24 protein-coding genes are annotated in these 25,223 nt (G+C 66.2%); 4 read left to right on the forward strand and 20 right to left on the reverse strand.

What is annotated here, in order from left to right:
* Positions 1-4: 4 nt before the first annotated feature.
* The 8 genes from ACSFA2_RS25095 to ACSFA2_RS25130 form a co-directional block, all read right to left on the reverse strand.
* Positions 5-619, reverse strand: a complete 615-nt coding sequence (locus ACSFA2_RS25095; RefSeq protein ID WP_435458052.1) for a Dps family protein — start codon at positions 617-619, stop codon at positions 5-7.
* A gap of 120 nt (positions 620-739) precedes the next feature.
* Entirely contained in the window at positions 740-1,063 is a 324-nt protein-coding gene (locus ACSFA2_RS25100; protein ID WP_435458053.1) for a chaperone modulator CbpM, read from the reverse strand.
* Positions 1,064-1,068: 5 nt separating this feature from the next.
* Positions 1,069-2,031 (reverse strand): DnaJ C-terminal domain-containing protein, encoded by a 963-nt coding sequence (locus tag ACSFA2_RS25105; RefSeq protein ID WP_435458076.1) that lies wholly within the window; start codon positions 2,029-2,031, stop codon positions 1,069-1,071.
* 34 nt (positions 2,032-2,065) lie between these two features.
* Positions 2,066-2,707, reverse strand: coding sequence for a histidine phosphatase family protein (locus tag ACSFA2_RS25110; protein WP_435458054.1), 642 nt, complete (start codon positions 2,705-2,707; stop codon positions 2,066-2,068).
* Between the two features lie 10 nt (positions 2,708-2,717).
* Positions 2,718-3,362, reverse strand: a complete 645-nt coding sequence (locus ACSFA2_RS25115) for a CDP-alcohol phosphatidyltransferase family protein (protein WP_435458055.1) — start codon at positions 3,360-3,362, stop codon at positions 2,718-2,720.
* 119 nt (positions 3,363-3,481) lie between these two features.
* A complete protein-coding gene (locus tag ACSFA2_RS25120) occupies positions 3,482-4,855 on the reverse strand; it encodes a sensor domain-containing protein (protein ID WP_435458056.1) in 1,374 nt (457 codons plus the stop codon).
* 103 nt (positions 4,856-4,958) lie between these two features.
* Positions 4,959-6,365, reverse strand: coding sequence for a GTPase/DUF3482 domain-containing protein (locus tag ACSFA2_RS25125; RefSeq protein WP_435458057.1), 1,407 nt, complete (start codon positions 6,363-6,365; stop codon positions 4,959-4,961).
* Positions 6,366-6,367: 2 nt separating this feature from the next.
* A complete protein-coding gene (locus ACSFA2_RS25130; RefSeq protein WP_435458058.1) occupies positions 6,368-7,780 on the reverse strand; it encodes a DUF2868 domain-containing protein in 1,413 nt (470 codons plus the stop codon).
* 454 nt (positions 7,781-8,234) lie between these two features.
* On the opposite strand from ACSFA2_RS25130, the gene ACSFA2_RS25135 reads away from it, so the two are divergent.
* Positions 8,235-8,465, forward strand: coding sequence for a hypothetical protein (locus ACSFA2_RS25135; protein WP_435458059.1), 231 nt, complete (start codon positions 8,235-8,237; stop codon positions 8,463-8,465).
* Positions 8,466-8,469: 4 nt separating this feature from the next.
* On the opposite strand, the gene ACSFA2_RS25140 is transcribed toward ACSFA2_RS25135, so the two are convergent.
* Together ACSFA2_RS25140 and ACSFA2_RS25145 are read right to left on the reverse strand one after the other, a co-directional pair.
* The gene (locus tag ACSFA2_RS25140) at positions 8,470-9,246 is read right to left on the reverse strand and encodes a helix-turn-helix transcriptional regulator (RefSeq protein ID WP_435458060.1); all 777 of its coding nucleotides are present in this window, start codon (positions 9,244-9,246) and stop codon (positions 8,470-8,472) included.
* 103 nt (positions 9,247-9,349) lie between these two features.
* A complete protein-coding gene (locus ACSFA2_RS25145; RefSeq protein ID WP_435458061.1) occupies positions 9,350-10,261 on the reverse strand; it encodes a LysR family transcriptional regulator in 912 nt (303 codons plus the stop codon).
* A gap of 139 nt (positions 10,262-10,400) precedes the next feature.
* Here ACSFA2_RS25145 and ACSFA2_RS25150 point away from each other — a divergent pair, with 139 nt between their 5' ends.
* The 3 genes from ACSFA2_RS25150 to ACSFA2_RS25160 are packed head-to-tail and all read left to right on the forward strand — an operon-like array spanning position 10,401 to position 13,637.
* Entirely contained in the window at positions 10,401-11,615 is a 1,215-nt protein-coding gene (locus ACSFA2_RS25150) for a CaiB/BaiF CoA transferase family protein (RefSeq protein ID WP_435458062.1), read from the forward strand.
* Positions 11,612-12,598, forward strand: a complete 987-nt coding sequence (locus ACSFA2_RS25155; protein ID WP_435458063.1) for a hydroxymethylglutaryl-CoA lyase — start codon at positions 11,612-11,614, stop codon at positions 12,596-12,598. Before ACSFA2_RS25150 ends, ACSFA2_RS25155 begins: the two co-directional genes overlap by 4 nt.
* 46 nt (positions 12,599-12,644) lie before the next feature.
* Positions 12,645-13,637 carry a Bug family tripartite tricarboxylate transporter substrate binding protein gene (locus tag ACSFA2_RS25160; protein WP_435458064.1) on the forward strand — a complete coding sequence of 331 codons (993 nt, stop codon included), beginning with the start codon at positions 12,645-12,647 and terminating at the stop codon, positions 13,635-13,637.
* A 42-nt stretch (positions 13,638-13,679) separates the two neighbouring features.
* Here ACSFA2_RS25160 and ACSFA2_RS25165 read toward each other — a convergent pair whose 3' ends face one another.
* The 10 genes from ACSFA2_RS25165 to ACSFA2_RS25210 form a co-directional block, all read right to left on the reverse strand.
* Entirely contained in the window at positions 13,680-14,306 is a 627-nt protein-coding gene (locus ACSFA2_RS25165; RefSeq protein ID WP_435458065.1) for a hydrolase, read from the reverse strand.
* 473 nt (positions 14,307-14,779) lie between these two features.
* Positions 14,780-16,225, reverse strand: coding sequence for an IS1182 family transposase (locus tag ACSFA2_RS25170; RefSeq protein ID WP_435458066.1), 1,446 nt, complete (start codon positions 16,223-16,225; stop codon positions 14,780-14,782).
* Positions 16,226-16,958: 733 nt separating this feature from the next.
* Positions 16,959-17,546, reverse strand: coding sequence for a hypothetical protein (locus tag ACSFA2_RS25175; protein WP_435458067.1), 588 nt, complete (start codon positions 17,544-17,546; stop codon positions 16,959-16,961).
* A gap of 325 nt (positions 17,547-17,871) precedes the next feature.
* A complete protein-coding gene (locus ACSFA2_RS25180; protein ID WP_435458068.1) occupies positions 17,872-19,734 on the reverse strand; it encodes a hypothetical protein in 1,863 nt (620 codons plus the stop codon).
* An 82-nt stretch (positions 19,735-19,816) separates the two neighbouring features.
* A complete protein-coding gene (locus ACSFA2_RS25185) occupies positions 19,817-20,350 on the reverse strand; it encodes a hypothetical protein (protein ID WP_435458069.1) in 534 nt (177 codons plus the stop codon).
* A 108-nt stretch (positions 20,351-20,458) separates the two neighbouring features.
* Entirely contained in the window at positions 20,459-21,397 is a 939-nt protein-coding gene (locus ACSFA2_RS25190; RefSeq protein ID WP_435458070.1) for a DUF726 domain-containing protein, read from the reverse strand.
* Positions 21,398-21,406: 9 nt separating this feature from the next.
* The gene (locus tag ACSFA2_RS25195) at positions 21,407-22,432 is read right to left on the reverse strand and encodes a hypothetical protein (RefSeq protein WP_435458071.1); all 1,026 of its coding nucleotides are present in this window, start codon (positions 22,430-22,432) and stop codon (positions 21,407-21,409) included.
* 20 nt (positions 22,433-22,452) lie between these two features.
* Positions 22,453-22,977 carry a molybdopterin-binding domain-containing protein gene (locus tag ACSFA2_RS25200; RefSeq protein ID WP_435458072.1) on the reverse strand — a complete coding sequence of 175 codons (525 nt, stop codon included), beginning with the start codon at positions 22,975-22,977 and terminating at the stop codon, positions 22,453-22,455.
* Between the two features lie 18 nt (positions 22,978-22,995).
* On the reverse strand, positions 22,996-23,751 hold the full coding sequence (locus ACSFA2_RS25205) for a hypothetical protein (RefSeq protein ID WP_435458073.1): 756 nt from the start codon (positions 23,749-23,751) through the stop codon (positions 22,996-22,998).
* A 747-nt stretch (positions 23,752-24,498) separates the two neighbouring features.
* A complete protein-coding gene (locus ACSFA2_RS25210) occupies positions 24,499-25,059 on the reverse strand; it encodes a P-loop NTPase family protein (protein WP_435458074.1) in 561 nt (186 codons plus the stop codon).
* Positions 25,060-25,223 lie beyond the last annotated feature (164 nt).

The raw sequence follows: 25,223 nt of genomic DNA on the forward strand, positions 1-25,223 counted from the left end.
AGGGTCAGGCGCTCACCGGCGAGGCGGCGACCAGATGCTCGGTAAGGAACCACACCTGCAGCTCGTTGGTGCGCAGCACGTTGCTGACGAACACGTCGTTGCTGCCGTCGTCGCCCGCCTCGTCGACCGCCTTGGCCGCCTTGCGCGCTTCGATGATGATGTGCTCGTGGGCCTCGGCCAGACGACGGATCTGGACCGCCGCCGGCTCGCGACCGCGGGGCGGGCGCTTGATCTTGGTGGTCTCGGCGATGTCCCCCGCCATGGCCAGTGCGATGCCGCCGAGCAACTGGATGCGTTCGGCGAGGATGTCGACGATCAGCACTTGCGCCTCGAAGTGCTGGTCGTACATCAGGTGCAGCTGGTTGAAGGTCGGGCCGACCACCTGCCAGTGGTGCTTCTTGTACATGTCGCGCAGCGTGATGGTGTCCGCCAGGCACTGGTTCAACAGCGCGACGCTGTCCTTGCAGACCTTCTCCGACAGGCCGTTCGGCAGCTTGACGATCTCGCCGAACTTCTGCGTCTCGTGGCTTGGTTGGTCGAGGTCGGGCGCGACCGCGCTCGGTTGCTGCTTCTGGGTGTCGCTCAGGGTTTCAGATTTGGTTGCGGGGCGCGTGGCCATGGGGGTTCTCCGGAGTGTGAATCTAGTGAACCTTTGTAGTCCTCGCGTCGCGCCCGACACGTAGGGCAGCAGCCCGTGTCGACCCCACCCGATCGGCCATGCCCGTGCAAGGCCAGCCGCTCAATGCCCCGGCGACAGGCCCTGGGCGTGCAGCACCGCCTTGAGGCGCCGCACCTCTCGCTGCAGGTCGAGGATCAGCGCGGCAGCGTCGAGCCCGACGCCGAAGTCGCGCTCCAGCCGGCGGGCGGCCAGCGCCTGCTGCAGGTCGGTGCTCTGGAAGCGCCAGTCGTCGGGCCGCAGCGACGGCGCAGACAGCTCGACGATACCGACCTCGACCAGTTGAACGACCCATTCGATCTCGGCGCCGCAGGCGTGCGCCAATTCGTGCGCGGCCAGCGGGTGGGCCAGGCCCAGCGCGGTGGTGGTGACGGAAACAGCGGCCATGGTCATCACGCTCCCAGGTGACGGCGAGGGTTGAAGGCGATGCTGGCGGCAGCCAGCTGTTCGTAAGCCTGACGCACCGCGTCGCTGTCGGCCGGTGGCAGCACGATCTCCAGCAGCAGGTACAGGTCGCCGGATGGTTTGCCGCCCAGGCCCCGGCCCTTGAGCCGCAGCTTGAGGCCGTTGCGCGCCTTGGCCGGCACGGTCAGCTCGACCGTGCCGCCGGTGGGCGTGGGCACCTCGACCTGCGCGCCGAGCGCGGCTTCGCTGGGCGTCACGGGCAGCGTCATGTGCAGGTCGCGCCCCTCGACGCGGTAGCGCGGGTGCGGCGCGATCCGCACCTCCAGGTACAGGTCGCCCGCCGGTTCGCCGCCGTGGCCCGGCATGCCTTGCTTGGCAAGCCGGATGTACTGGCCCGGGTGCATGCCGGGGGGGATCGTCACGCTCAGCGTGCGGGTCTTGAGCTCGGGCTGGCCATCGGCACCGGTCTCGATGCCGCGCAGCGTGATCTCGCGCTCGGCGCCATTCAAGGCGTCTTCCAGCGAAATCTCGATGGCGGCGTGGTGGTCCTCGCCGCGCGCGCGGTGGTTCTGCCGCGTGGCGCTGCGGCGCTCGGCGGCGCCGAAGAGGGAGGAGAAGAAGTCGCTGAACTCGGCGTGGTCGGCCGGGCCCGAGGCCGGACCGCGGTGGAACTCGAAGCCTTCGTCCCAGCCCGGCGGTGGGCGGAAGTCGCCTTCTGGGCTGCCGCCGCGCGCCACGCGGTCGGCCAAGGCGTCGTAGGCCGCGCGCTTGTCCTTGTCGCGCAGCACGTCGTTCGCTTCGTTGACGTCGCGCATCCTCAGCTCGGCATCGGCTTCCTTGCTGACGTCGGGGTGGTATTTGCGGGCGAGCTTTCGGTAGGCCTTGCGGACCTCGTCGTCCGACGCGCTGCGCTCGACGCCGAGCACCTTGTAGTAGTCCTTGAAGTCCATCGTGTTGTCGTGATCCAAGGAGGCCGGGAAAAGATCAGGCCAGCGACGCGGCCTCGTTCGTGCGTGCCAAAAGCGGTTCGATGTGCCATGTGGTGCCGGTGCGCTGGAAACGCAATGGCTGCGCGTTGCCGAGCACCGCCGGCTCGATCGACACGCCGAGCAGCGCGGTCAGCACATACAGCGTGCCGCCGTGTGCCACCACCAGCACCGGCGCGGGCTGGGCCAGCGCGAAGCGCAGCGCGATGCGCTTGCGGTCGACGAACTGCTGCAGCGTCTCGCCGCCCTCGGGCGCGCAGGCCCAGTCGAGGTCGACCGACGAGGTGCCGATGAGCGCGCCGAAGTGGCGCTCGCGCAGGTCCTCGCGCGGCATCGGCACGATGCGCAGCCGCTCGGCCACGGTGTTGGCGGTGTCGAAGGCGCGACGCGAATCGCTGGCGACGATGGTGCGGATCGGCTCGCCGGCCAGGCGCTCGGCCGCCCGCGCGGCCTGCTGCTGGCCCAGTTCGCTCAGCGGCTCGTCGACCGCCTGGAAAATGCGAGAGGCATTGCGCCCGGTCTGGCCGTGGCGCAGGAAGTAGAAGTGGTCGACCTCGGGCGCGATCGGTTCGGCCGCGGCCAGACGCACCAGCGCGTCGAAGCCGGCCGGGTGCTGCTGGGTGAAGTGGGGTGTGCTCATGCGGACCGTCTCAGAACTTGGGGATGCGCAATGTCTTGCTGATCATCAGCGTGCCCGACAGCGCGAACAGCAGCACCAGCGGGTGCAGCGTCCACGGCCCGACCACCCAGGCACCGCCCCACACCGCATCGCCCACACGACCCTGCCAGGCGGCCCAGGCCAGCACGCCGACCAGCACCACGCTGGTCGGGATGGGGGTGCCCTCGAAGTACTTCACCTTGTCGGCGCCTTCGGAGAGCGTTTCGGCCGTCACGTTGTAGCGCGCGAGGCGGCTCACCCCGCAGCCGACGAAGTAGATGAGCACGGCGCAGTCCCAGCCGCCGTTCAGGCCGGCCGCGAAGGCCAGGGCCGCCGGCGCCACGCCGAAGGAGATCACGTCGGCCAGCGAGTCGAGCTCGCGGCCGAGGGCCGAGTGGGTCTGGCGCCAACGCGCGATGCGCCCGTCGAACACGTCGAACACGAAGGCCGCGGGCGCGAGTGCAGCCGCCCACAGGAACTGCTCGAGCGACTGGCTCGCCATGTAGGCCATCGCGAGGAAAACCGCGCCGACGCCGCACGCCGCATTGCCGAGCGTGAAGACGTCGGCCAGGTGGAAGCCGCGAAGCATCGAGAAATGCTTGCGGACCGGGGCGGCCTGGGAAGGTGAAGAAGACATGGCGGGGTCCCTCGGGAAGAGGTCGGAAAGAGGTCGGGGATGGTTCGGGGACAAGGGAGCGCATTCCGACGGAGCGCTGTGCCGGACCTTAGCGCAATTGCCCGCCGCCTCTTGTAGGTTCAATCCGGCGCCACCGGGTCGCCAGCGAGCCGCACGCGGTTGCCGCCCGAGGTCTTGGCTGCGTACATGGCCTCGTCGGCGCAGCGGATGAGTTGCTGGTAGTCGTCGCCGTGCGCCGGGTAGAGCGCGATGCCGATGCTGGGCGACACGGTGACCATGTCGTCGGCCAGCGCGAAAGGCTGGCCCAGGTGCGAGCGCAGGGATTCCGCGATCGCCAGGGTCTGTTCGACCGGGCCGTCGCTGTCGAGCAGCACCAGGAATTCGTCGCCGCCGATGCGCCCGACCGTGCCGGCCTGCGCCACGCCGCGGCGCAGGCGCACCGCGGTTTCCTGCAGCAAGAGGTCGCCGACCGAATGGCCGAAACGGTCGTTGACTTCCTTGAACATGTCGAGGTCGACATACAGCAGCGCCAGCCGGCGCTGCTCGTCGCGCGCGCGCTGCAGCGCCGCCTCGATGCGTTCGTGCAGCAGGGTGCGGTTGGGCAGGTCGGTGAGCGGGTCGTGGCGGGCGATGTGGCGCAGCCGCGCGTCCATCTGCTTGCGCTCGATGGCGGTCGCGACCTGGGTCGAGACGAACTGCAGCAGTTCCAGGTCCCGCTCGGTGTAGCGCACGTCGCCGGTGTAGCTCTGCACCACCAGCACGCCGATCGGACCCTGCTGCGTCTGCAGCGGCACGCCGAGCCAGTCGAGCGAATTGCGGCCGACGTCGAGCTTCACCCGCGGCGGCAGGTTCAGCGCGGTGTCGGCCCGCAGCAGCATGGCCTGGCCGCTGCGGATCACCTCGGCGCTCAGCGTGCCCGAGTCGAGCGGTCGCGGCGCCGGTGCTTCGTGCTGTGCGTCGACGTAGTAGGGGAAGGACAGCGCGTCCGCGGCCTTGTCATACAGGGCGACGAAGAAGTTCACGGCCGGCAGCAGCCCGCCGACGATCTGGTGGACATGGCGGAACAGCGCCAGCAGATCTTCGGCGGTGTGCGCCGCCTCGGACACGGCGTAGAGCGCGGCCTGCATCGACTCGGCGCGCTTGCGCTCGGTCACGTCCCGCGCCACGGCCACCCGCACGCCGGCCTCGGGCGACCAGCGCGCCGACCACATGATGTGCACCGTGCTGCCGTCCTTGCGCACGTAGCGGTTCTCGAAATGCGGGCCCTGCGTCCCGGCGTAAATGGTGTCGACGCGGGCCAGGGTACGCGCGCGGTCGCCCGGGTGGACGAAGTCGATCATCGGCTGGCCGATCATTTCGGCCGGCGTGTAGCCGAAGGTCTGGCGGCAGGCGGCGCTCACGAAGACGAAGCGTCCCTGCGCATTCACGACGCAGACCGTGTCGACCAGCAGGTCCATGACGCTGGTCAGAAATGCGGCGTCGGTGATGTTCATGGCACGAAGGAAGAGGGGCACAGCGCCGCGGTCGGCACGCGAGTCCCATCATGCCGCAGCCGGTACGGGGTGCGCCGGGCGGTGTGCGTTTCTTCGATGGGGCTCATGCGCCCTCGTCGAGGGCGCGGGCGATCTGGCGCGCCGTCTCGGCCACCGCCTGCTGGCGCTGCGGGGCGTCGTCCACCCGGTGGCGGCCCGGCGAGCGGGCCCATTCGGGGTGGCTGCGCGCCGGGGCCGTCGCACGCACGGCGGCGGTGATCGCCTGGGTGTGGCCGGTGCCACGATCGGGTGCGACCTGGATGCGCGACGTGGCGGCATGGCCGCGCCGCTCGAGGGCGCGCACCAGGGCCAATTGCCAGTCGGCCAGCACGAAGAGCACGCCGTCGTCGACGCTGAGTTCGTGCACATCGCGCAGCGTGTTGAAGAGCTTGCGGCCGAGCGGGCCGAGGCCCTGCGAGATGGCGCCGCCGATCACCCCCCCGAGCGCCGCGCCGGCGCCGAGCGACAGGCCGCCCACAGCCAGGTCGGCCACCACGCCCACGGCGGCGCCGACGGCTGCGCCCTTGCCCAGGCGCAGGCCGGCCTCCTTCATGGCTTCGGGGCTGAAGAAATCCATCGACCAGCGGCCCTCGAGCAGCGGCAGCGGCGCCTCGCTGGCGTCACCGTCGCGAAAGCGATAGAGCGTCAGCAGGTCGGACGCGCAGTGCTGCGCCTTGTCGAACACGGCCTGCCGCAAGTCAGCGACCAAGGGCGCGCGGCGGGCTTCGTCCTCGAAGTCGGCGGCGGCCACATGGCGGCGCAGGGCCGCCACGTCGACCAGGAGTTCGGCGATGCGCGCTGTGGCCGCATCGCGGCGCTCGGCCGCTTCGCGTGCCAGCGACTCGACCACCACCTCCAGCGCCTGGCGCCGATCGCGCAGCAGCGTGACCAGGTCCTGGTACAGGTCGCGCTCGGCGCCGACGAAGGGCGCGGCGGCGTCGAAGCGCACCACGGCATGCATGCCGTAGGCGGCCAGCAGCTCTTTCCAGGCGGCCTCGCGGCTGGCCGGGTCGCGCACGAAGTTGAGCACCGGCAGCACCGGCCGCGCGCAGGAGCGCAGCAGCTCGATCTCGTCGCGGTACTTGGGCAGCACCGGCTCGCGCGCATCGATCACGAGGAACGCGGCATCGACGTCGAGCAGGGCGCGCAGCACCTTGGCTTCCTGCTCGAACGTGCCGTGCGCCTCCGGCCCCTGCAGGAACCGGCGGATGCGTTCGGGCGGCGTGACGTCGGCCGTGTCGCGTTCGATGTGTTCGCGCAGGCTCACCGCGTCTTCCAGGCCGGGCGTGTCGAAGAAGCGCACCGCGGCGCGGTCGCGCACCATGAGTTCGATGCGCTCGACGTGGCGCGTGGTGCCGGGCCGGTCGGACACCTCGCCGAAATCGCCGCGGCGCGTGAGCGTGCGCAGCAGCGAGGTCTTGCCCGCGTTGGTGTGGCCGACGACGGCGATGCGCAGGGGCTGCTCGTCCATGCTCATCCTCCTGCCCTTGTGTCGGCCGGCGCTTCTGCCAGCGCGCCCGCCAGGGTGTCGTGCGCCGTGATGCGCGCGAGGCCGCCGTCGACCAGCCAGCGCCGCCAGCGGGCCGCGGCGAGGTCGTTCGACGGTGCGGGCGAGTCGATCTCGGGCACCAGCCAGAGCCGGCAGTCACCGCAGTGCGCCAGCAGCTCGCGCAGCAGGCGCTCGGTGCCGCGGTCGGGGCTGGCGGCGGCGCGGCAGGCCAGCAGCAGGGCGCGCGGGCGCAGGCGGGCGGCGGTGTCGAGCAGGGTGCGTCGGTCGGCGGCGCTGCCATCGACGCGCAGCACGACGGCGGTGTCGGGAAAGCCGGTCGGCGGCCAGGGGTGCTCGGGCGGCAGCTCGTAGGCTGCGACGACGAACGCGTCCGTGGTGTCGGTGGCGCGCGGCGGCGCGGGAAGACGCGTGGCGCCGGGGTCGGCGTCGACGATGGCGGCCGGCGTCAGCGCCTCGAAGCGCAATGCGAGCTGGCGGTAGGAGGGTGCGTCGAGCAGCGGCTGCAGATCGCGCTTGCGCAGCCGCCACATCGCCGCGCTCAGCATCAACAGCAGCACGCGCGGCAGCAGGCCATAGACGGCGATGCAGCCGGTGAGCCACCACGCCCAGGCGCGTTGCCCTGCGATGTCGTTCGGCTGTGGCGTGAGCACCGCACTCGCATCCGGCGTGGCGAAGCCGAACCAGGCGGGAATGCGTCCCAGCGCCTGCACCGCCTGCAGGAAGAACTGCGGATCGAGGATGGTGGTTTCCCAACTCAGCGTGTAGCGGTGGAAAGCCAGCGCGAACAGCATCGCGCCCAGCACCACGACGAAGGACAGGGCCCAGATGCCATGGCTCGCCAGCCCCAGCGCCCAGGGCAGCAGGCGGGCCTGCTGCAGCAACCGCGTGAAGGCACGCATCAGCACGGGCGCCTGGCCGCGGCGGCCCCCGGCGACGCGCGCCGTCAGCGTCATCCACAGCCATCCGAAGGAGGCCCGCGGTGCGCGCAGCGGCAGCAGGAGGCCCAGCACCCAGGCCGCGAGCGTAAGCAGGTGCGCACCCAGCAGGCTCAGCAGCGCCGCCATGATGTTGATGCGCCGATCGTTGCCGCCCACCACGCTGCCGGCCAGGGCCAGCCCGGTCAGCACGATCAGCAGCACGAGCCCGACACCGACCCACGGCGCCCATTGGCGCATGCGTGCCAGTTCATGGTCGAGCCCGATGCGCCGGCCGAGCAGGTCGGCGCGATGCGCGATGCGTGAGGGGAGCGTGGTGCGGGTGACAGCGGCTTCGCGCAGGGCGGCCGCGTCGTCCAGGGGGCCGGCTTCTTCGACGAGCCGGACGGCTTCGGTGACCACCGCGCCAGAGAGGGCGGACGGGCGCGGTGCGATGTTCAACGGCTTCCCTTGTGTCTGCGGCACCGGTGCGGCGCACCGGCGGGCGGGAAATTATGCCGTGCGCTGCCGGTCGCTCCCTGCGCCCGGATGGAGCACTTCAACGGCAAACGGGGCCGCAAGCGGCCCCGTTCGGATCGACTGAACGCCGATGGAGTGCGTTCAGCGCAGTCCGAAGAAAGACAGGACGGCGACCACGACCACGACCAGACCGACGATGTAGATGATGGAATTCACGTAAGGGCTCCTCATTGTTGATGACAGCCATAGCGTCGTCGACAGGGCGTTTTCGACCTGTCGGCGGCGGGCGGCGCGTGCTGTAGGTGGAAGGCTTCGCGCGACAGGGCCACCGTCACCTTTCCAGGTGATACCCGACCGCGCCCGCCTTTCCTAGGATCCCATGCGGCGGTTCGTCGCCCCAGGCCTGCGGGCGGGGTCCTGCAATCTGGAGAGTCCGATGCGTATCTTTGTGCTGACCGTGGTTGTCTGCCTGCTTGCCGCGCTCCTGATCGGCAGGGACATGGCGATGGTCGGGCACGCGTTCGACGCTTCCGCAGCGGCGCGGTCGAAGGCGCATCAGGGCCCTGCACCGGCAGCGCCGAATAGCGCCGAGCTCGGCGTGATCGCCACGGATACCCAGCCCATCGACTGGGGCGTGGTGATGCCCGATCCGTCGGAAGACTTTTGAGGCCCTAGCGCAGGCTCCCCAGCCACAACGCCGTCAGCGCCGAGCGCTTGGTCACGCCGAACTTGCTGTAGATGGATTTCACATGGACATGCGTGGTGTTGGGGCTCTGCGCCAGGTCCTGTGCGATCTGTTTTTCCACCCGGCCGTCGAGCAGGGCCAGCAGGACCTTGCGTTCCGTCGGGGTCAGCGGCGTGCTGGCGATCAGCAGGCCGTGGCCGAGCAACTGCCGCCGAAGGAACCACTTCAATCCCCGCATCGCCAGGGCCAGCGGCGCCTTGTCGGCGGCAGTGAAGCGAGGCGCCGCCGCGCTGCGGAAGAGGAACAGGTGCACCCGCACGTCGTCGTTCAGGGCCCAGCGCACGGAGAGGCTGTCTGCAAAGCCGATGCCCAGGTAGTGGCGGCGGTAGTGCTCGCCTTCGAACCATTCGGGCGGCAGCGATTCGAAGAGCAGCCGCGTGCGGAAGGGCTCGTCCCCCGAGACCGCCAGGATCTGCGACAGGTCGACTTCGGGCGACCAGAGCTTGTCGAACTGCTGCTGCATCGACTCGGCCACTGCGGGCACCGGGTGCAGCAGTCGCACCAGTCGCGGTCGCCAGCCTTCGAGCCGGTCGCCGGCCACGGGCGTGGGAAGGCGCACCAGCGCGGACCACAGCGCGTTCTGGGCGCCGAGCATGTCGCACAGTGCCGTGAGCAGGTGGGTCAGCGCCGCATCGCTTTCACCCATGGGAAAGTCCGCCAGCTCTTCCCAGAGCGCGTAGATGGCGTCGATCCGGTCGTTCATGCGAGGGTGTGTTCGGGCTGCCCGCCGAGTGTAGGCAGCCGCCTCCGCGCGCGCGACTGGTCTTATGGACTAGGACCGGGCAACGCGATCGCCGGAAACAGCGTTAACAGGCCCTCGCCCGTTCGTCGGCCTGGCGTTGCTGCAGGTGCTCGACCAGCAGGCGCGTCGCCGGCAGCAACTCGCTGCCCTGGCGCACGCACAGCACCAGCTCGCGCCGCGCCCAGGGCTCGTCGAGCTTCACGGCCACCAGGGACAGTGCGCGCAGGTACAGGCCCGCGCTGCCGCGCGGCATCACGCCGAAGCCCATGCCGTTGGCGACCATCAGGCACAGCGCGTCGTAACCGGTCACCTGCATGCGCGTCTTCAGCGGCAGGCCCATTTCGGCCGCCGCTTGCGTGACGCGGTTGTTGATGGCGCTGCCCGGGTGCATGCCCACGAAGTCGCAGGGCAGGGCGTCGCGCAGCGCGATGCGGCGGCGTGCCAGCGGGTGCCCCTTGGGTACCACGACCACCAGTTCGTCTTCGCGGTAGGGCAGCAACGCGATGCGTTCGTCGCCGAAGTGGCCGGCATTCAGGATGCCGATGTCGGCGATGTTCTCGGCGACTTCGCGGGCCACCGCCGTGCTGATGCGCTCCTGCAGATGCACCTGCACGCGCGGGTAGCGGTCCATGAAGTCACGCAGCTCGCGGGGCAGGAACTGCGTGATGGCCGAGATGTTGGCCGACACGCGCACCTGACCACGCACGCCGTCGGCGTAGCCTTGCATCTGCGCGGCGATGTCGTCCAGCCCGTTGAGCACGCCGCGCGCCAGGCCGAGCAGCGCATAGGCCGCGGCGGTCGGCTCGGTGCCCTTGTTGCTGCGCGCGAACAGCACAGCGGACAGCGCGCCTTCCAGCTCGCTGATGCGCCGGCTGGCCGCGGCCGTGGCGATGTGTTCCCGTGCGGCGGCGGCAGCAATGGTGCCGGTCTCCATGACCGCGACGAAGAGGCGCAGGGATATCGGATCGAGCTTCATGAGCCGCCCATCATCGCGGATTGCGATGGTGCACTCGTCGATGAGCGCTTTGCAGGCCGGGCCGGCCTGGCGATCATCGGTGCCGAGTTCGCCGCCTGCCGTTCCGGACGGCGCCGAACGCAGAGAGAGAGACAACACCATGAACACCACCGCCACCGCCGCGCATGCCGGCGCACTCGCCGGCGTCCGCATCATCGAGATGGGCCAGCTGATCGCCGGCCCCTTCTGCGGCAAGACGCTCGGCGATTTCGGCGCCGAGGTGATCAAGATCGAGGCACCGGGTAGCGGTGACCCGCTGCGCAATTGGCGGCTGCTGCAGGACGGCACCTCCGTCTGGTGGCAGGTGCAGTCACGCAACAAGCGCAGCATCGCGCTCGACCTGCGCAGCGCCGAAGGCCAGGAGATCGCGCGCAAGCTCATCGGCGAAGCCGACGTGCTGATCGAGAACTTCCGCCCCGGCACGCTCGAAGGCTGGGGCCTGGGCTGGGACGAACTGCGCGGGCGCAACCCGGGCCTGGTGATGCTGCGCATCTCCGGCTACGGCCAGACCGGCCCCTACCGCGACCTGCCTGGCTTCGGCGTGATCGGTGAGGCGATGGGCGGGCTGCGGCACCTCACCGGCGAGCCGGGACGCGTGCCGGTGCGCGTGGGCGTGTCCATCGGCGACACGCTGGCGGCGCTGCATGGCGCCATCGGCGTGCTCACCGCGCTCTACCACCGCAAGGTGAATGGCGGGCAGGGCCAGGTGATCGACGTGGCGCTGCACGAGGCGGTGTTCAACGTGATGGAAAGCCTGATCCCCGAATACAGCGCCTTCGGTGCGGTGCGCGACGCCGCCGGCAGTGCGCTGCCGGGCATCGCGCCCAGCAATGCCTACGCCTGCACCGACGGCTACGTGCTCGTCGCGGGCAATGGCGACAGCATCTTCCGCCGCTTGATGGACACCATCGGCCGGCCCGACCTGGCGAGCGCGCCCGACCTGCAGAGCAATGCCGGCCGCGTGGCGCGTGTGCAGGAACTCGATGCCGCCATCGGCGAGTGGACGCGCACGCGGCCCATGGCCGAGGTGCTGGACGTGCTGGGCGCGGCCAAGGTGCCGGCCGGCAAGGTCTACACCGCCAAGGACATCCACGAGGACCCGCACTACCGGGCGCGCGACATGATCCTTGCGCAGCAGACCCGCGACGGCCACACGGTGGACGTACCGGGCATCGTGCCCAAGCTGTCGGGCACGCCCGGCAGCATCCGGTCTTCGGCGCCGCGGCTCGGCGACGACACCGATGCCGTGCTGCGCGAAGCCGGCCTCACCGACACACAGATCGCGGTCTTGCGCGAGAAAGGCATCGTGGCATGAACACACCCAACACACCGGTCTGGCAGGGTGCGCGCCGCCGCATCCACCTGCAGGACGTCGGCCCGCGCGACGGCCTGCAGATGGAGCAGGCCTTCGTGCCCACGGCCGACAAGATCGCGCTGGTCGACCTGCTGTCCACGGCCGGCCTGGCGAAGATCGAGGTGACGTCCTTCGTCTCGCCGCAGGCCATCCCCGCGCTGCGCGACGCCGAGATCGTGCTGCGCGAGATCCGCCGTGCGCCGGGCGTTGTCTACACCTGCCTCGTGCCCAACCTGCGCGGCGCCGAACGCGCCATCGAGGCGCGGGCCGACGAGCTGAACCTCGTGATGTCGTGCAGCGAGACGCACAACCTGGCCAACCTGCGCATGACGCGCGAGCAGTCCTTCGCTGCGCTGACCGCGGTGGTCGCGCTGGCGCAGCAGGCGCAGGTGCCCATCAACGTGTCGCTGTCGTGCGCCTTCGGCTGCCCGATGGAAGGCGATGTGCCGCCCGAGGTGGTGCTCGGCTGGGCGGCGCGTTTCGTCGCGCTCGGCGCCCGCGGCATCACGCTGTGCGACACCACCGGCATGGCCTTCCCGACCCAGGTCGCGGCATTGACGCACGGCTTTCGCGAGCGCTTCGTGGGCACCGAGCTGACCCTGCATTTCCACAACACACGCGGCATGGGCCTGGCCAACGTGCTGGCGTCCATCGACGCCGGCGCGGACCGCTTCGACGCCTCGCTCGGTGGCCTCGGCGGCTGCCCCTATGCGCCCGGCGCCAGCGGCAACGTGTGCACCGAAGAGATCGTGCATGCGCTCGAACTGATGGACTTCGAAACCGGCTGCGACCTCGCCGTGCTGCTGGAAGCCGCACGGCGACTGCCCGCGCTCATCGGCCACGACACGCCGAGCCAGATCGCCAAGGCCGGCCGCCGGCTCGACCTGCATGCGCCGCCGCCCGATTTCGAGACCTGGCGCGCGCGTGCAGTGGCGCGCGGTTGACCGACCGGATCCCTGACCCCATACCTATAGCCACGGAGACTTCCTCATGCATTCCCATCCTTTCTCTCGCCGTCGCACGTTGGCAGCCGCTGCCGCGCTGCTCGCGGTGGTCGCCGCCAGCGCATCGGCCCAGCCGGGCAACTACCCGAGCCGTCCGGTTACGCTGCTGGTGCCCACCGCTGCCGGCGGCACCACCGACATCTCGGCGCGCATGCTCGGCGTGCCGCTCGGCACCACGCTCGGCCAGACCGTGGTGGTCGACAACCGCGGCGGCGGCAACGGCGCCATCGCGGCCATTGCGGTCAAGCGCGCCGAGGCCGACGGCTACACGCTGCTCATGCAGTACTCGGGCTATCACGTCATCACGCCGCTGGTCAGCAAACAGACGCCGCAGTGGGGGCCGCAGGACCTGACGGCCGTGGCCAACGTCATCTCCGCGCCGCAGATCGTGGTGGTACGGGCCGACCTGCCGTACAAGACCATGGCCGAGTTCATCGCCTACGCCAAGGCCAATCCGGGCAAGGTGAACTACGCGTCGTCCGGCAACGGCTCGCTGCAGCACGCGACCGGCGCCATGCTCGAGCAGCAGGCCGGCATCCGCATGACGCACATCCCGTACAAGGGCACCGGGCCGGCCCTGCAGGACCTGCTGGCCGGCCAGGTCGACATCACCTTCGGCACCGCGCCGCCCTTCATTCCGCACATCCACAGCGGCAAGCTGCGGGTGCTCGCGACCACGGGCAAGGCCCGGCTGCCCAGCCTGCCCGATGTGCCGACCACCGCGGAGGCGGGCCTGCCGAAGCTCGACGCCACGTCCTGGTTCGCCGTCTATGCGCCGGCCAAGACCCCGAAGCCGATCGTCGACAAGCTGTCCGCGGACATCGCCAAGGTCGTGTCGACGCCGGCCTTCCAGAAGAAGGCCGAAGAGCAGGGCGCGACGGCCGACTACCAGACGCCGGCACAGCTCGACGCCAAGGTGAAGAAGGAGTCGGAAGACTGGGCCGTGGTGGTGAAGGCCGCGAAGATCGAGGCCGACTGACGGCCCGCCGGCTGCCTTGGCGGGCCACCGGGATCGAGAAGGCTAACGGGGCAGCATGTCCCGCGCATAGTTCAAGCCGATCCCGTAGCCACCGCCGTTGCGGGCGATCACGGCGCGCGCGGCATCGTAGGTGGCCTTGCGTGTCCAGTCGCGCTGCAGTTCCAGCACCACCTGCAGCCAGCTGGTCATCGTCGCGCCGCCGTCCTGCATGCGGCGCAGCGCCAGTTCGTGCCCCGTCTCGGTCAGCCCGCCGCAGGTGTCGGCGACGACGTAGCTGTCGAAGCCGGCCTCCTGGGCGCTCAGCACCGCGAAGCTGATGCACGCCTCGGTCAGCATGCCCGAGAACAGCAGCTTCTTTCGGCCGGTGGCCTGGATGGCCGCCAGAACGGCCTCGTCCTCGAACACGTTCATGCTTCGGCGATCGATGACGGGGTGCGCCGGCAACTCCGCCTGGATGTCGGGCAGCAGCGGCCCGCTGTAGACCTTCGTCGCAGACGTGCTGATGACGATCGGAAGGTCGAACGCCCGGGCCGTGCGCGCCAGCGCCACCGTGTTGTTCAGCAGGACCTGCCGGTCCATCGATTGCACGCCGAAAGCCAGTCCAGCCTGGTGATCGATCAGGACCAGTGCGCAGTTTTCCGGTGTGAGCAGGTGGGTGGATGCAGCCATGGCGGTTTCTCCTCGGGTTCAATGACAGGGATTGGTGTCGCCGACGTTAGCGATCGGATGTCCGCTGGTCTTGAATGAAAGTGCGGGCGATGTTCCGTTCGTGCGGTCGCAGCCTGGCGGCGGACCTCGGCGCTCGTGTGGGATGGCACAGGTGCTGATCTGGCGTCGTGCGACACATCAACAGCTTGGCAACAACGCTGATCGATGACGGCGTGGGCGCGGTCACGGTACTGGTGCTAGCCGATCAAGCCGGAAGCATGGCGAGCCTCCCGATGTATGGGCCATCCGCTTTAGGGCGATGGCTACGGCCGGCTAGGGGCCGAGGTTGTGTGTAAACGCCTTCGGCGCACACGTACGCGGGGCACGCACGTTATGTGTTGCGCGATGGTCCTCGCAGGGCATTCAGTAAGCGGTTGATCGCGCCTGATGCCCCCTTGGAACGCTGCACGCTGGCCACGCCCCACAGAAGAGGCTCAAGCCCCCACCAGTCGCATCGCCCGCATTGTTCCTGCAACGCCCAAGATCCTCATCACCCGTTTGAGGTTGTAGGCAAGCACGTGAAGACTCATCTCCGCCCCAACGTGTTCCATCTTTTTCATCAGGAAGTGCGTGGAGCCCATCCAGTGCTTCAGCGTTCCGAATACATGCTCGATGGTCGCGCGTCGCAACGTCATCGCATCGGGCTTGCGGTCCAAGCGCTGCTGCATACGATCGATCACTGCTTCATGCTCCCAGCGGCGAATGCGCCGGGCGGATGAGGTCGTGCACCGATCCTTCAGCGCGCAACCGGGGCAGGCACTGGGCCAGTAGAGGCGAAGGTCCAGGTTGTCCTCCCATCTGCTGAACCGGTAGATGGCTCGCTCACCGGCAGGGCACCGGTACTCATCATCCTTTGCGATGTAGATGAAGTCGGCCTTGCCGAAGCGGCCGTGCGCCTTCGCGTTGGAGGTCATTGGCTTGGGAACGAAGGCCGTGATTCCAGTGTCCTCGCAGGCCTTGATCTCTAGGCTGTTGAAGTAGCCGCGGTCGGCGAAGGCCTGCAGCTTGGTCTTGCCCATGGCCTCGCGTGCGGCCACTGCCATCCTGGTGAGCTGAGTTCGATCATTGCCGATGTTCGTGACCTCGTGGGCGACGATGAGGTGGTGCTTGCCCTCGACTGCCGTCTGCACGTTGTAGCCGACCAGCCCTGTGCTCTTGCCGGACTGAAGCATCGAGCGCGAATCAGGATCCGTCAGCGAGCGCTGTTGGCCCGGCTCGCTTTTGAGCTGCTCCTTGGTCTCGTCAAGTTGCCGCATCCGTTCGCGCAGCTTGCCAAGCTTCTCCTGCAAGCGATCGGTCTTGGCTTCGAGGTCAGCGGGCTGGACGCGGTCCGCGGTTTCCAGTGCGTCGAGGTAGCGCTGAATGCTTTTCTCGATCTGCTCCTTGCGAGCATCAATCTTGCCCGGCGAGAAGTTGCGGTCGCGGCTGTTGACGGCTTTGAACTTGCTGCCGTCGATGGCTACCACGGCTTGCGAGAAGAGCTTCATTTGCCGGCATAGCACGATGAAGCTGCGGCACACGTTGCGGATGCCTTTGCCGTTGTCGCGGCGGAAGTCGGCGATGGTCTTGAAGTCGGGTGTCAGGCGGCCGGTGAGCCACATGAGTTCGACATTGCGCTGCGTCTCGCGTTCCAGCCGGCGACTGGACTGGATCCGGTTGAGATAGCCGTAGATGTACAGCTTGAGCAAGACCGCGGGGTGGTACCCAGGGCGACCCGTGGTTGCAGGGTCCGCGCCGTCGAAGCCGAGGGCGACTAGATTCAGTTCGTTGATGAACGCATCGACGATGCGCACCGGGTTGTTTTCGCCGACGTAGTCGTCAAGGCATTCCGGCAGCAACGTGACCTGGTGTCGGTCTGCGCCTTCGATGAATCGCTTCATGGGTCACCTCGCTGGAAACGGGTGATCTCATTTTATTTTTGAAGAGCGAGTGGGGGAAGCGTTTTCACACGGCCTCGGCCCGAAGCGGAAGTAGCCTTAGCCCGGAAGCAGACGTTCGGACCGTACGACGGGTTGCCGCCCCCTTCGCTGTCGCCGCGGCCGTCGTTAATCCACGCCTGCCGGCGACCAGACGGCTCACTGTTCGGATTTTTCAGGACCGATCGTTGGGGCCTCGCCATCCCTTGTGCTATGTCGTTCGCCATCTTCAGGGGAATGTACGATGGACAGGTCATCTCGCTCAAGCGCTGGCCGACTTGCTCCCTCCGTATCGAGATGCCACAAGCAGTAACTTCGACCTCGTACCACTTCGCCGTGGCATTCCTCACGTGCGCATTTCATGACACCTCCGGTGTTGTGCCGGCGCTGCTGCGCCGGTGTTAGGGCTTCCCTGCCATTTTTCGTGCGGCTTTCTTCGCCGCCGCCTTCGCGATCTTTTTGGCCGCAGGCTTCTTTGCAGCGAGCGCGCTGCCTCCAACCGACTTCGAGTACCGCAGCCCCTTGAGGGCCCCCCCGGGCTTCAGGCCAGGCCTGCTTGTGCCGGAGGACTCCAGATGCAGGTGGCAGTACCTGCGGTCTTTTTCCGCCTCAAGTACGCATCCTTTCGCCGCACATACTTTCATGGTCGTTCCTTGATGCCAAGATCGCCTTGGAGCTTGGGATGGGCCCGTGATGATCACTTTTGCGGTTGCTGCTCGGGCACCGATGGCTCAGTCGTTTTGGGATCAGTCTGAAAGAAGAGCGTGCAGGCGACGAGCGGGACGACGAGGAAGCTGGCCATCAGTAGTGCACCGAGCGCGCGCTTGAGCCGCTTTCCCTTCTCGTCAAGCTTCGGACGCAGTTTGTCGTTGGCGGCCGTGCAGAGGACCGTGGCTTCGATAAGCCACTGGGCGTGCAGGTCACTGAGTGAATCAGTTGGTTGGGATCTTTCGATGGTTCCACGGATGTCTTTGTGCAGCTTGCTCAGGAAAGGGGTGTTGAAATCCCGAATCCTGATAGCCTGCACGCCGTACGCGACAGCTGCGGCGAGAACAATCACCAACAGCGTCAACATGATTTTGCTGGCCGTGTCCGTGGGCTTGGCCTGCGTGATGTAAGCGAAGGCTCCGGCTTCGAAGATGCCAGCCGTTGCGAGCGTGGCCTGCGCTTTGGCCTCGAGCAACTTCCATGCTTCCCAGATATCGGCATATTCCTTGTGCGCAAGGTCGTAAGAGAACTGGTAGATCTCCTTCCTCTCGACGAACGGTACGGCAAATTTGTTCATGTGTGTTTGCACGACAACTGCTTGCAAGGTAGGGCGCGTCCAGCATAGTTGTCAATGCGCTTTTTGGTTATGGCGTGAAGCCACGCGGCGCGGTTTCAACGTGGCCGATGCCATCGTCGACGCGCTCGATCTGGACATGGCTGATCGGTGGACCGCCACGCCTGCGCCTTCGATCAAAGACGGAACGCGCTGCAACTGCGAGCTCATACACGTTCCCACCAGCGTTTGATCGTCGTACACTGGGTCGCTGCCGGCCGTAGCCACGAGTCGAGACTCTTCTGTTTCGCGCCTTCGCTGGCGCGATGCATCGGCGCACCGGCAGCACCTAATTCAGCACCGTTGGATGAAGGCCGTGAGGTGCATAGTCGGCGAGGGGTCTCTCGAGCGGAAGATTCAGGGCCGAGCGCACTTGAATGACCGCGTCATGTTCCAGATTCCGACTTGTGTACCGGGTATGGGCGAATCCCTTGGTGTCGCGTAACCTGACATCCTTGACCCAGCTTCCGAACCATTCTGCGACCGGACCACCCACGGGATCGCCGTCGTAGAGGCCGCGGTACGGGAAATACAAATTGGTCCAGCGCGTGAGCGCGAACAGACCCCCATGGTGCGGCACCTGGACCGAGCGCTTTGACTTCGGGTTGTCTGCGTTGTCGTAGGCGTGGGTGAATGTAAACGCCTTGCGGATCTGACCCGGAACGGGGCTCGCGACCGGCTCGGTCTGCGGCGGACAGGTTGGAAACGAACGCTCGCGCACCAGGTCACTGAATGTCGTGTCCGCATCCAGCTTCAAAAGCCAGCTGCCGTGCGCCAGGGGTGATCCGGCGGTCACGAAATCACTGACTTTCCACTGGAATCCGTTGCGCTGGTATTCCTGCCACGCGGCATGCTGAAGCGGCTGCACTGCATCGACGGACGTCATTTCATCCGGCACGCCGCGTGGATTGAGCAGGTTCTCCAGGTGCTCGAGTGCGCTACTGTTTGTATGCTCCACTGGATTGCGGCTGCGCGAGCGTCTGGCCCAGGCGTGACTGAGGATGTCGTACGCGATCACGCTTCCCAGGCTGTGCCCGTAGACCATGATGCGCGAGTACCGCCCTTTGTCGTGCAGCGCCTCGATCAGCTTGGCTCCTGCTTCGCGGATTGCCTGGCGACGGGCAATGTTGTCAGCGCGCGGCTCGAGGTAGCGGGCGGCATCTCCGGCATAGCCGAGGATGAATTCGTCGCGCAGTTTCGCGAACGCAAACTTGGCGATGGCGGGCAAAGCTGCCAGCAGGCCGATGCCAAAGCCCTTGAGCCATGCATCAATATCCTGGTTCATCAACCACACCGCAAAAACCACTGCGATGCCAAGCGCGACCCTGAACACCCAGACCAGACGGATGAGTGTCCGCGGGATCGTGGCATCGCGTGAGAAAAGCAGCCGGAGCAACCAGCCATAGACCTGGGCTGCGGTGGTGTCCCGGATCAGGTGCGCCCAGTACAACTCGTAGACATCGGTTGTCGGTCGGCGTCCGTCGATACGAGGCACCGTGGCCATGTGCATCTCGAACAAGGACGACACCAGATCCGGCTTGACGAAGTGTGGTTCCTTGCCTGAGTCCTCGAAGATATTTCCTACGAACTGTCGAAGCATCTGGCCTGGACGCTGCTCGCCGATCCCGTGGACGACGATGACGGCCTGGCGTTCGTGGCGCCTAGCCCATTGCGCCTTCGACATGAGGCGGTTCACACGGTTCAGGGCGGCCTGCCAGACCCGAACGCTGGCATGTTGCTCGAGTTCGCTCTTCAGGCCGCTGTGATCGATCCGGATGCGGCAGGTTCCTTCCGCACACGTGCTGAACCTGAAGGTCACCACAGCATCGGAGGCATCCAGGGCGACCGCCAGTTCATAGACCGTGCCGGCCTCTGCATCCGCGTGACTGGCGGCGGCGGGCCATGCGAGGCTTTGTACTCTGCCGCCCACCGAGCCCCGGTACCGGATCCGGCGTGATGAATCGGCCTCGGCAACGGGAAGACTCACCGTCGAGCCGACCTCGGCCTGCAACCAAGAATCGCCGTCCAGCCAATACCGCAGGACCTCGGGCACGAGGAGGTAGCGGGCTACCTCCGCTGCAGCGAAGGGGGCTTGAAGCGCGACCCGGACCCGGAATGTGGCTTCTTGTACAACGGCATCGATGCTTGTCATGGAGGCGGCTTCGCGTCGGTTCGCGGACGTGAAATTTGATATTGCACCCGACATCCGGACAGGATGCCTAGAACGGCAAGCGTCAGCGAAGATACCTTAGCTTCTCCAGTGCGGTGTTGATCTGGGCGTAGGCCGCATCCCTCTGTTTGACCACCTCATCCGCCGCATCTCGCACATAGAGTCTCGAGATGTAGGTGAATAGTGCTGCGATCAGGAAGGAGGACAAGAAGAGAAGCAACCACAGAACGATCTGCGACGTGGAGATGCCCGCATGCCCATTGCGAACCATTTCACTCAGCGAATCGATCTTTCCTAAGCTGAATCCCGACAGGAGTGTGGCGAGGCCTTTGCCGTACTCCGAGAAGTCTTTCTTCTCGGAATCACTTGCGGGCGTGAAATACAGTCCGAGTATCCAGCCGAGAACACCAGCGAGTATGCAGAGCAACACCTGAAGTGTTCGGTAGTCTGCCTCCCCCTGAGTCCATGCGGCGTGCAGCACAAACGCCAGTGCACACGCTCCAATGACATAGCTCATTCCAATCTTGAAGACGGTTGCGGCGCGACTCCATCCGCGTCCCGCATGGCCTTTCGAGACGTCGTCGGCAGCGTTCGTCATGGTGTTCTTGCTCCTCTTGAAATACTGCTTTAGCTTGTCCTCTTCTTGCGGCGTCGCACGCGTTGGTGCGCTAGGGCGCACTCTAATGCTTCGCTCTTGAGCAGGCCTTCATGGATGACCATACCGTCGTTGGGTGCCGATCTGTCTTGGCGGCGGGTCCGGTCTCACGGGCGCGGCTGGCTGGCTGCCCAGGGTTCGAAATTGCCTGCCGATCCCGAAGAACTCGGTGATTCGCTCCGCGGCCAGTGTGCTGGATGCATTCGACTCCGTGCCCCAGTAGTCGCCATGGGTTGCACCGCTGATCAGCTCCCGGTCGACGTGGCCCGGGCTCAGGGGTGCATCGCCCGCATAACCCAGCGCGACGGGGAATCGGCCTTCCTGTCCTCCCCGCAGAGTTTGCCCGGCGCGAAAGGCGAGCGACAGCACGGCGTCGTCGGGGGAATAAAAGACGCGAACGTGCTTCGGAGTCCGGATGGCGTCCAGCAGCAGGCCATTGGGTGGCGACACCATTTCCACGGGGACCGCAGCAGCCATTAGGCAGACCTTGTCCACGGGTTTTTCGCCTTCCTTGCCCTGCATGTACTTGATGGTCTCGAGGATCACCCGGCAGCCCATGGAATGACCGATGAAGTTGAGCGATTGCACATCGCTGCGTGAAAGCAGGTAGTCGCCGAGCGCTGTTGAGCTGTCCACGGCGTTCCCGATGGCCGCGGGGTACACCATGAAGTCGAGCCTGTCCAGCAGCCCTGCCCAGTCGGCGTCGCCCGGCCAGAACGCGTCGTCGAGCATGGACTCCAGACGATCTGCATCAGCTTTGGGCAGCCATGTTTCCTGCCCGGATCTGAACGCCATGTACCTGTCCTGGGCCTCCCGGAGGTGATTTCCGAAGCCGTGCACCAGTACCAGCACCTCCCGCTGGGGAAACGGATGCCGGCCTTTCCATTGGAACGTGCACGGGTTCGCCACGCTGCCGCCCTCTGGCGCCAGTCGCGTCGACACCGCCACCGCCGGTGCATAGTTTTTGTTCTCTTCAACGAAGCGCGACATACGGGCAGGCTACTTCAGCCTGATGTTGGCGATCGCATTCAGGATGTCCTTCGCCACCGGAGCGAGCACGCCTCCAAGCAGGGAGCGCAGCAGAATCGCAGTGATGGACGGATGCTCCCCTTGCCATGCAGCGTGCCATCCCATCGCGATGGAGACAAGCGGTCCCGACAGACCGGGTGCCGCTGGATCTGCGGTCATGAGTTGGGCGACCAGCAGAATGACGGCGCCCACCACGATCGCCCAGAACTGGTTCAATTCGTCCCAGCGGCTTGATGTCACGCCCTGGAAGGCATCCAGTTGGCGCCGGACAAGCAACCGTATCCGCCCGTATCTTTCCGCCTGCTTTTTGTCGGGCTCAGCAGCCATTCCGCTCGACATGTAGTCACTCCACGCCTCGACGTCCTTGGGACTGCTGCCCCGGGTGAAGAACAGATAAAGATGCTGGTACATGGCCGGGTTGTTGAGCGTCGCATCGGCGGCATCCTGGATCTGCGACATCATTCGCGCGATTTCGAGTTCGAACACTGCGCGGTCGATTCCTCGCCAGTGGAACCAGTCGGCGCGCGGCTTGAGCTCGGTGGGCTCCGATTGGCCGGAGGTGAGATGGAAGAACTCCGCATATGCCCGATCCGGCGAGTATGGCTCCATGGAGCTCTTCGGACTAGAGACTTCGAGTTCCGCCCGGACGCCGTAGTTGCCATTGCCGTGCAGGGCACGCAAAGCTGGCGACAAAGCGCCCTGCAGAGCCTTGGGTACAGCCGTCTCCTTCTGGGACAGCCATTGAATTACAGCGGCCCTGTGGAAACGGCCTCGAATCGAAAACAGCTTCTTGAACGCTTCCAGCAGAGCGACGGTCAGTGCACTCGATGCAGCTAGCGGGATCAGGTAGGCCTTGACCGCATCGAAGAGCACGCTCAGATCCATGGCCGTTGCGCTCTGTGCGGCGCCAGCGGGCGCGGTGGTGGACGACTGCGCCCACGCAAGTTGCGCGAGCTGCGGCGAAAGCAAGAGGACCGTCATGATGAGTCTTCTCATGCGAACTCCTTCCAGTAGCACTACGTTGTCGCAGCCGCTGGCGCCCCTGCCGTTGGTGGAGCGCCGTTCGCCTCTGCAAGCAACTTCCCGAGCGCAGTCAACGACGCGATTGCCTGAAGCGGAGCACCGGCCGTGAACGAACCAACAACGGCCAACAGCGCCGTTCCGATCTCGAGAACACGTTGGGCTTGCTTGATCTGGCTGACGGATCTATCCACCTCGGCTGTGACTTCGCGAAGCTGCTTCATCGCCTCCGCGGACTCGGCGCCGAGGAGCCCCATCGCCTGCGCCTTAAGATTTTCCGCGGCGTTGGTGAGGAGCTCACGCGCCAACTCCCATGCAGACCGGTCGGCGTTCTCGGGGTCAGCCTTTATCCGGTCGTCGAGTTCTTCGGCCACCAGGTGCTGTGAGGTTTCCAGCCTCGCGGCAGCACTGGCGCGAGGGAATAGGATTTGGAAGCGCGGATCGACAGCCTTCGTAGCATTCGGGGTTTGCGGGTCTGCCAGCGCTGCCGTCGCCGCGCGATGAGGCGTATTGCTCGTCATAAGGATTTTCCTTTCCGGTTACAGCGCCTTGAGTGCCTCACGAAGGACCTTGACCTTTGCTATCAAGAGTTTCACTGCGTCTTTGCGGCCGAGCGCGGTGAGCTTGTCGTAGTTCTTTGCGAGGTTGTCACTCGTTGCGAGGAGCTCGTCTGCCGCCGCATCGAAGCTTTCGGCTACCTTGATCCTCGCCATGGCGTCCTCGCGGAGCGCCAGGTAACTCTCTTGGGCAGCGCGAAATGGAATCGCTTGGGCAACGGCCGCACGAGTGCCTACGCTGTTCCCCGGCACACGCGGGGCCTCAGATCGTGGAATGAGGTCGTCCTCGAGTAGCCTGTCAGCGGCGCGCCGTACGAGCTCGAGTTCTTCGGCTTGCGCCGCACTGACCAGCGCAGTCCCGTCCGCGCCCCCGACCTTCAGGGCCTTCGCAGCACCGTTCATTGCATCAAGGTCAGCCGCGAAAACGTCGGCCGGCACCGCAGATAGTGAAATTAAAGCATTGCTATAGCCCTCGACCACAGTCGCGATCTCGAGCAAAGTGCTCTTTTGGCCCTCGCCCGGTGCGCAGGTCTGCTTCGCGCGATCTCTCACCGCACGTAGGTCGTATGAACCGTCTCTTCCCAGCGCGTTGGTAACCTCGCGCTGACGACAGGCGACGCTGTACTCGTTGATCAGAGGTCGGTACGCCTTGGCGACTTCAACCCCCGATGCGCCGAACTTGCCGACCGGATCGAGGTTGGCGCAGCCTGCAAGCGCGCACAGGAAAACGGGCGCCATGGCCCATGGCGTCAAGCGATGTTTCATTCCGAACCCCTCCAGGTGTGGAGAGTCTCGTATGTGCGGTCGACCATGCGTTCGGGTCAAATACTTAGGCCAAGCGGCCTAATCACAATCGATGACGCGACCTCGGTTCGGGCGTACTAGGAGCTCGGCGGTCCTGCGACTAAACGCCCGGCTACATAGCCCCCGGATTGACTTGATGTTCTCCACCGCCCAATTCATCATCGGCCGTGCCGCCTAGACTTCGCTAGCCGGCCAGAAGCCGACGTCGGCGCCGCCGCCCCGTTACGCTTCCTCCCGCATCAAGAACATGGTCATCACCGCAGCCACGTCCGAAGAGCTACGCTCTGACGAGTTTGGCCGCTAACTGCGCCATTACAAATACCGCTTCGTTGGCGAGTATCCCGAGCAGCATTGCATTCGGCTCAACGCCAGAGACGACCGATCGCTGGGCGGGTTACGAAGCTTTGTGTTTCTCAACTGGCTCAACATTAAGTTGCTTTTGTTGAGGCCGACGTGCGCGGGCACGGGCCTTGGCAGCCGCCCGCTCGCCGAAGCGGAGCGGCAGGCAATCGAGTGGGGTGCCGAGAAGGCGAAGCTTGAAACCTTCGAATAGCAAGCGCCCGCGTTCTACTGGAAGCACGGCTATCAGGAGCACGGACGCATCGGCGGCTATGCCCCCGGCTTCTACCTCGCCTTCATGAAGAAATCGCTGCCGCGGTGAGAGGTCACCACGACCAGAAATCAGTCCCGGCACCGCATCGACACCAATATGACCGAGTCTGAAGCGAACATCCGAGAGTCACTGTTGAACACGCTTTCGTTCCTCAGTTCGGCAGCAAAGCAGCGTGCGTTTGCAACGAAGGTGCCATAGACGACGAGCGGGTGCAATGGCTCGACGAGCCCGGCCAAGTGCTCGCAGTACACCGCGATTTCGTCGAAGCTTGCCTCCATCAAGAAGAGATTGGTCAGGTCGCCGTGAAAGAGCTGGCCGTCCAGCACGGGCACTGCAGGCCCAAGCCGAAACTCTTCGGCAAACGAGCGCCACCTTGAAATTGCTCGAGTCGCCAGCTGTTCAGCCGTGGATTCGGGCCAGGGTTCGAACCAGTTCTGGAGCTCATCGGTCGCTCGGACAGGGTGCGGGTCGGCGCGCTCGTGAACGGCAAGTGCCGACCGGCCTGCATCTTCCAGCGCCTTCGCGACGAACTTCATGGTCGTCGACTTTCCGGAGCCCATGATGCCCTCGATGATGACGAGCCCATGGTGCTTGGAAGACCGTTGGTCTGGCACTGCGACGAGGTTCATGCGGATGTTGTATCCGATTCAGGCGACGGTCCTCAATGTCCGGTCCCGGCGGCGGATTCAACTGGTCAGCGCAACACATTCGCTGAACATCTCAGCGGGTGTGTGGAAGCCGAGCGTCTTGCGCGGCCTCTCGTTCAATTGTCGCGCTATCGCGTTGAGTTGGA

This window comes from Variovorax cryoconiti (genome assembly GCF_051216395.1).
Classification (GTDB): Bacteria; Pseudomonadota; Gammaproteobacteria; order Burkholderiales; family Burkholderiaceae_C; genus Variovorax.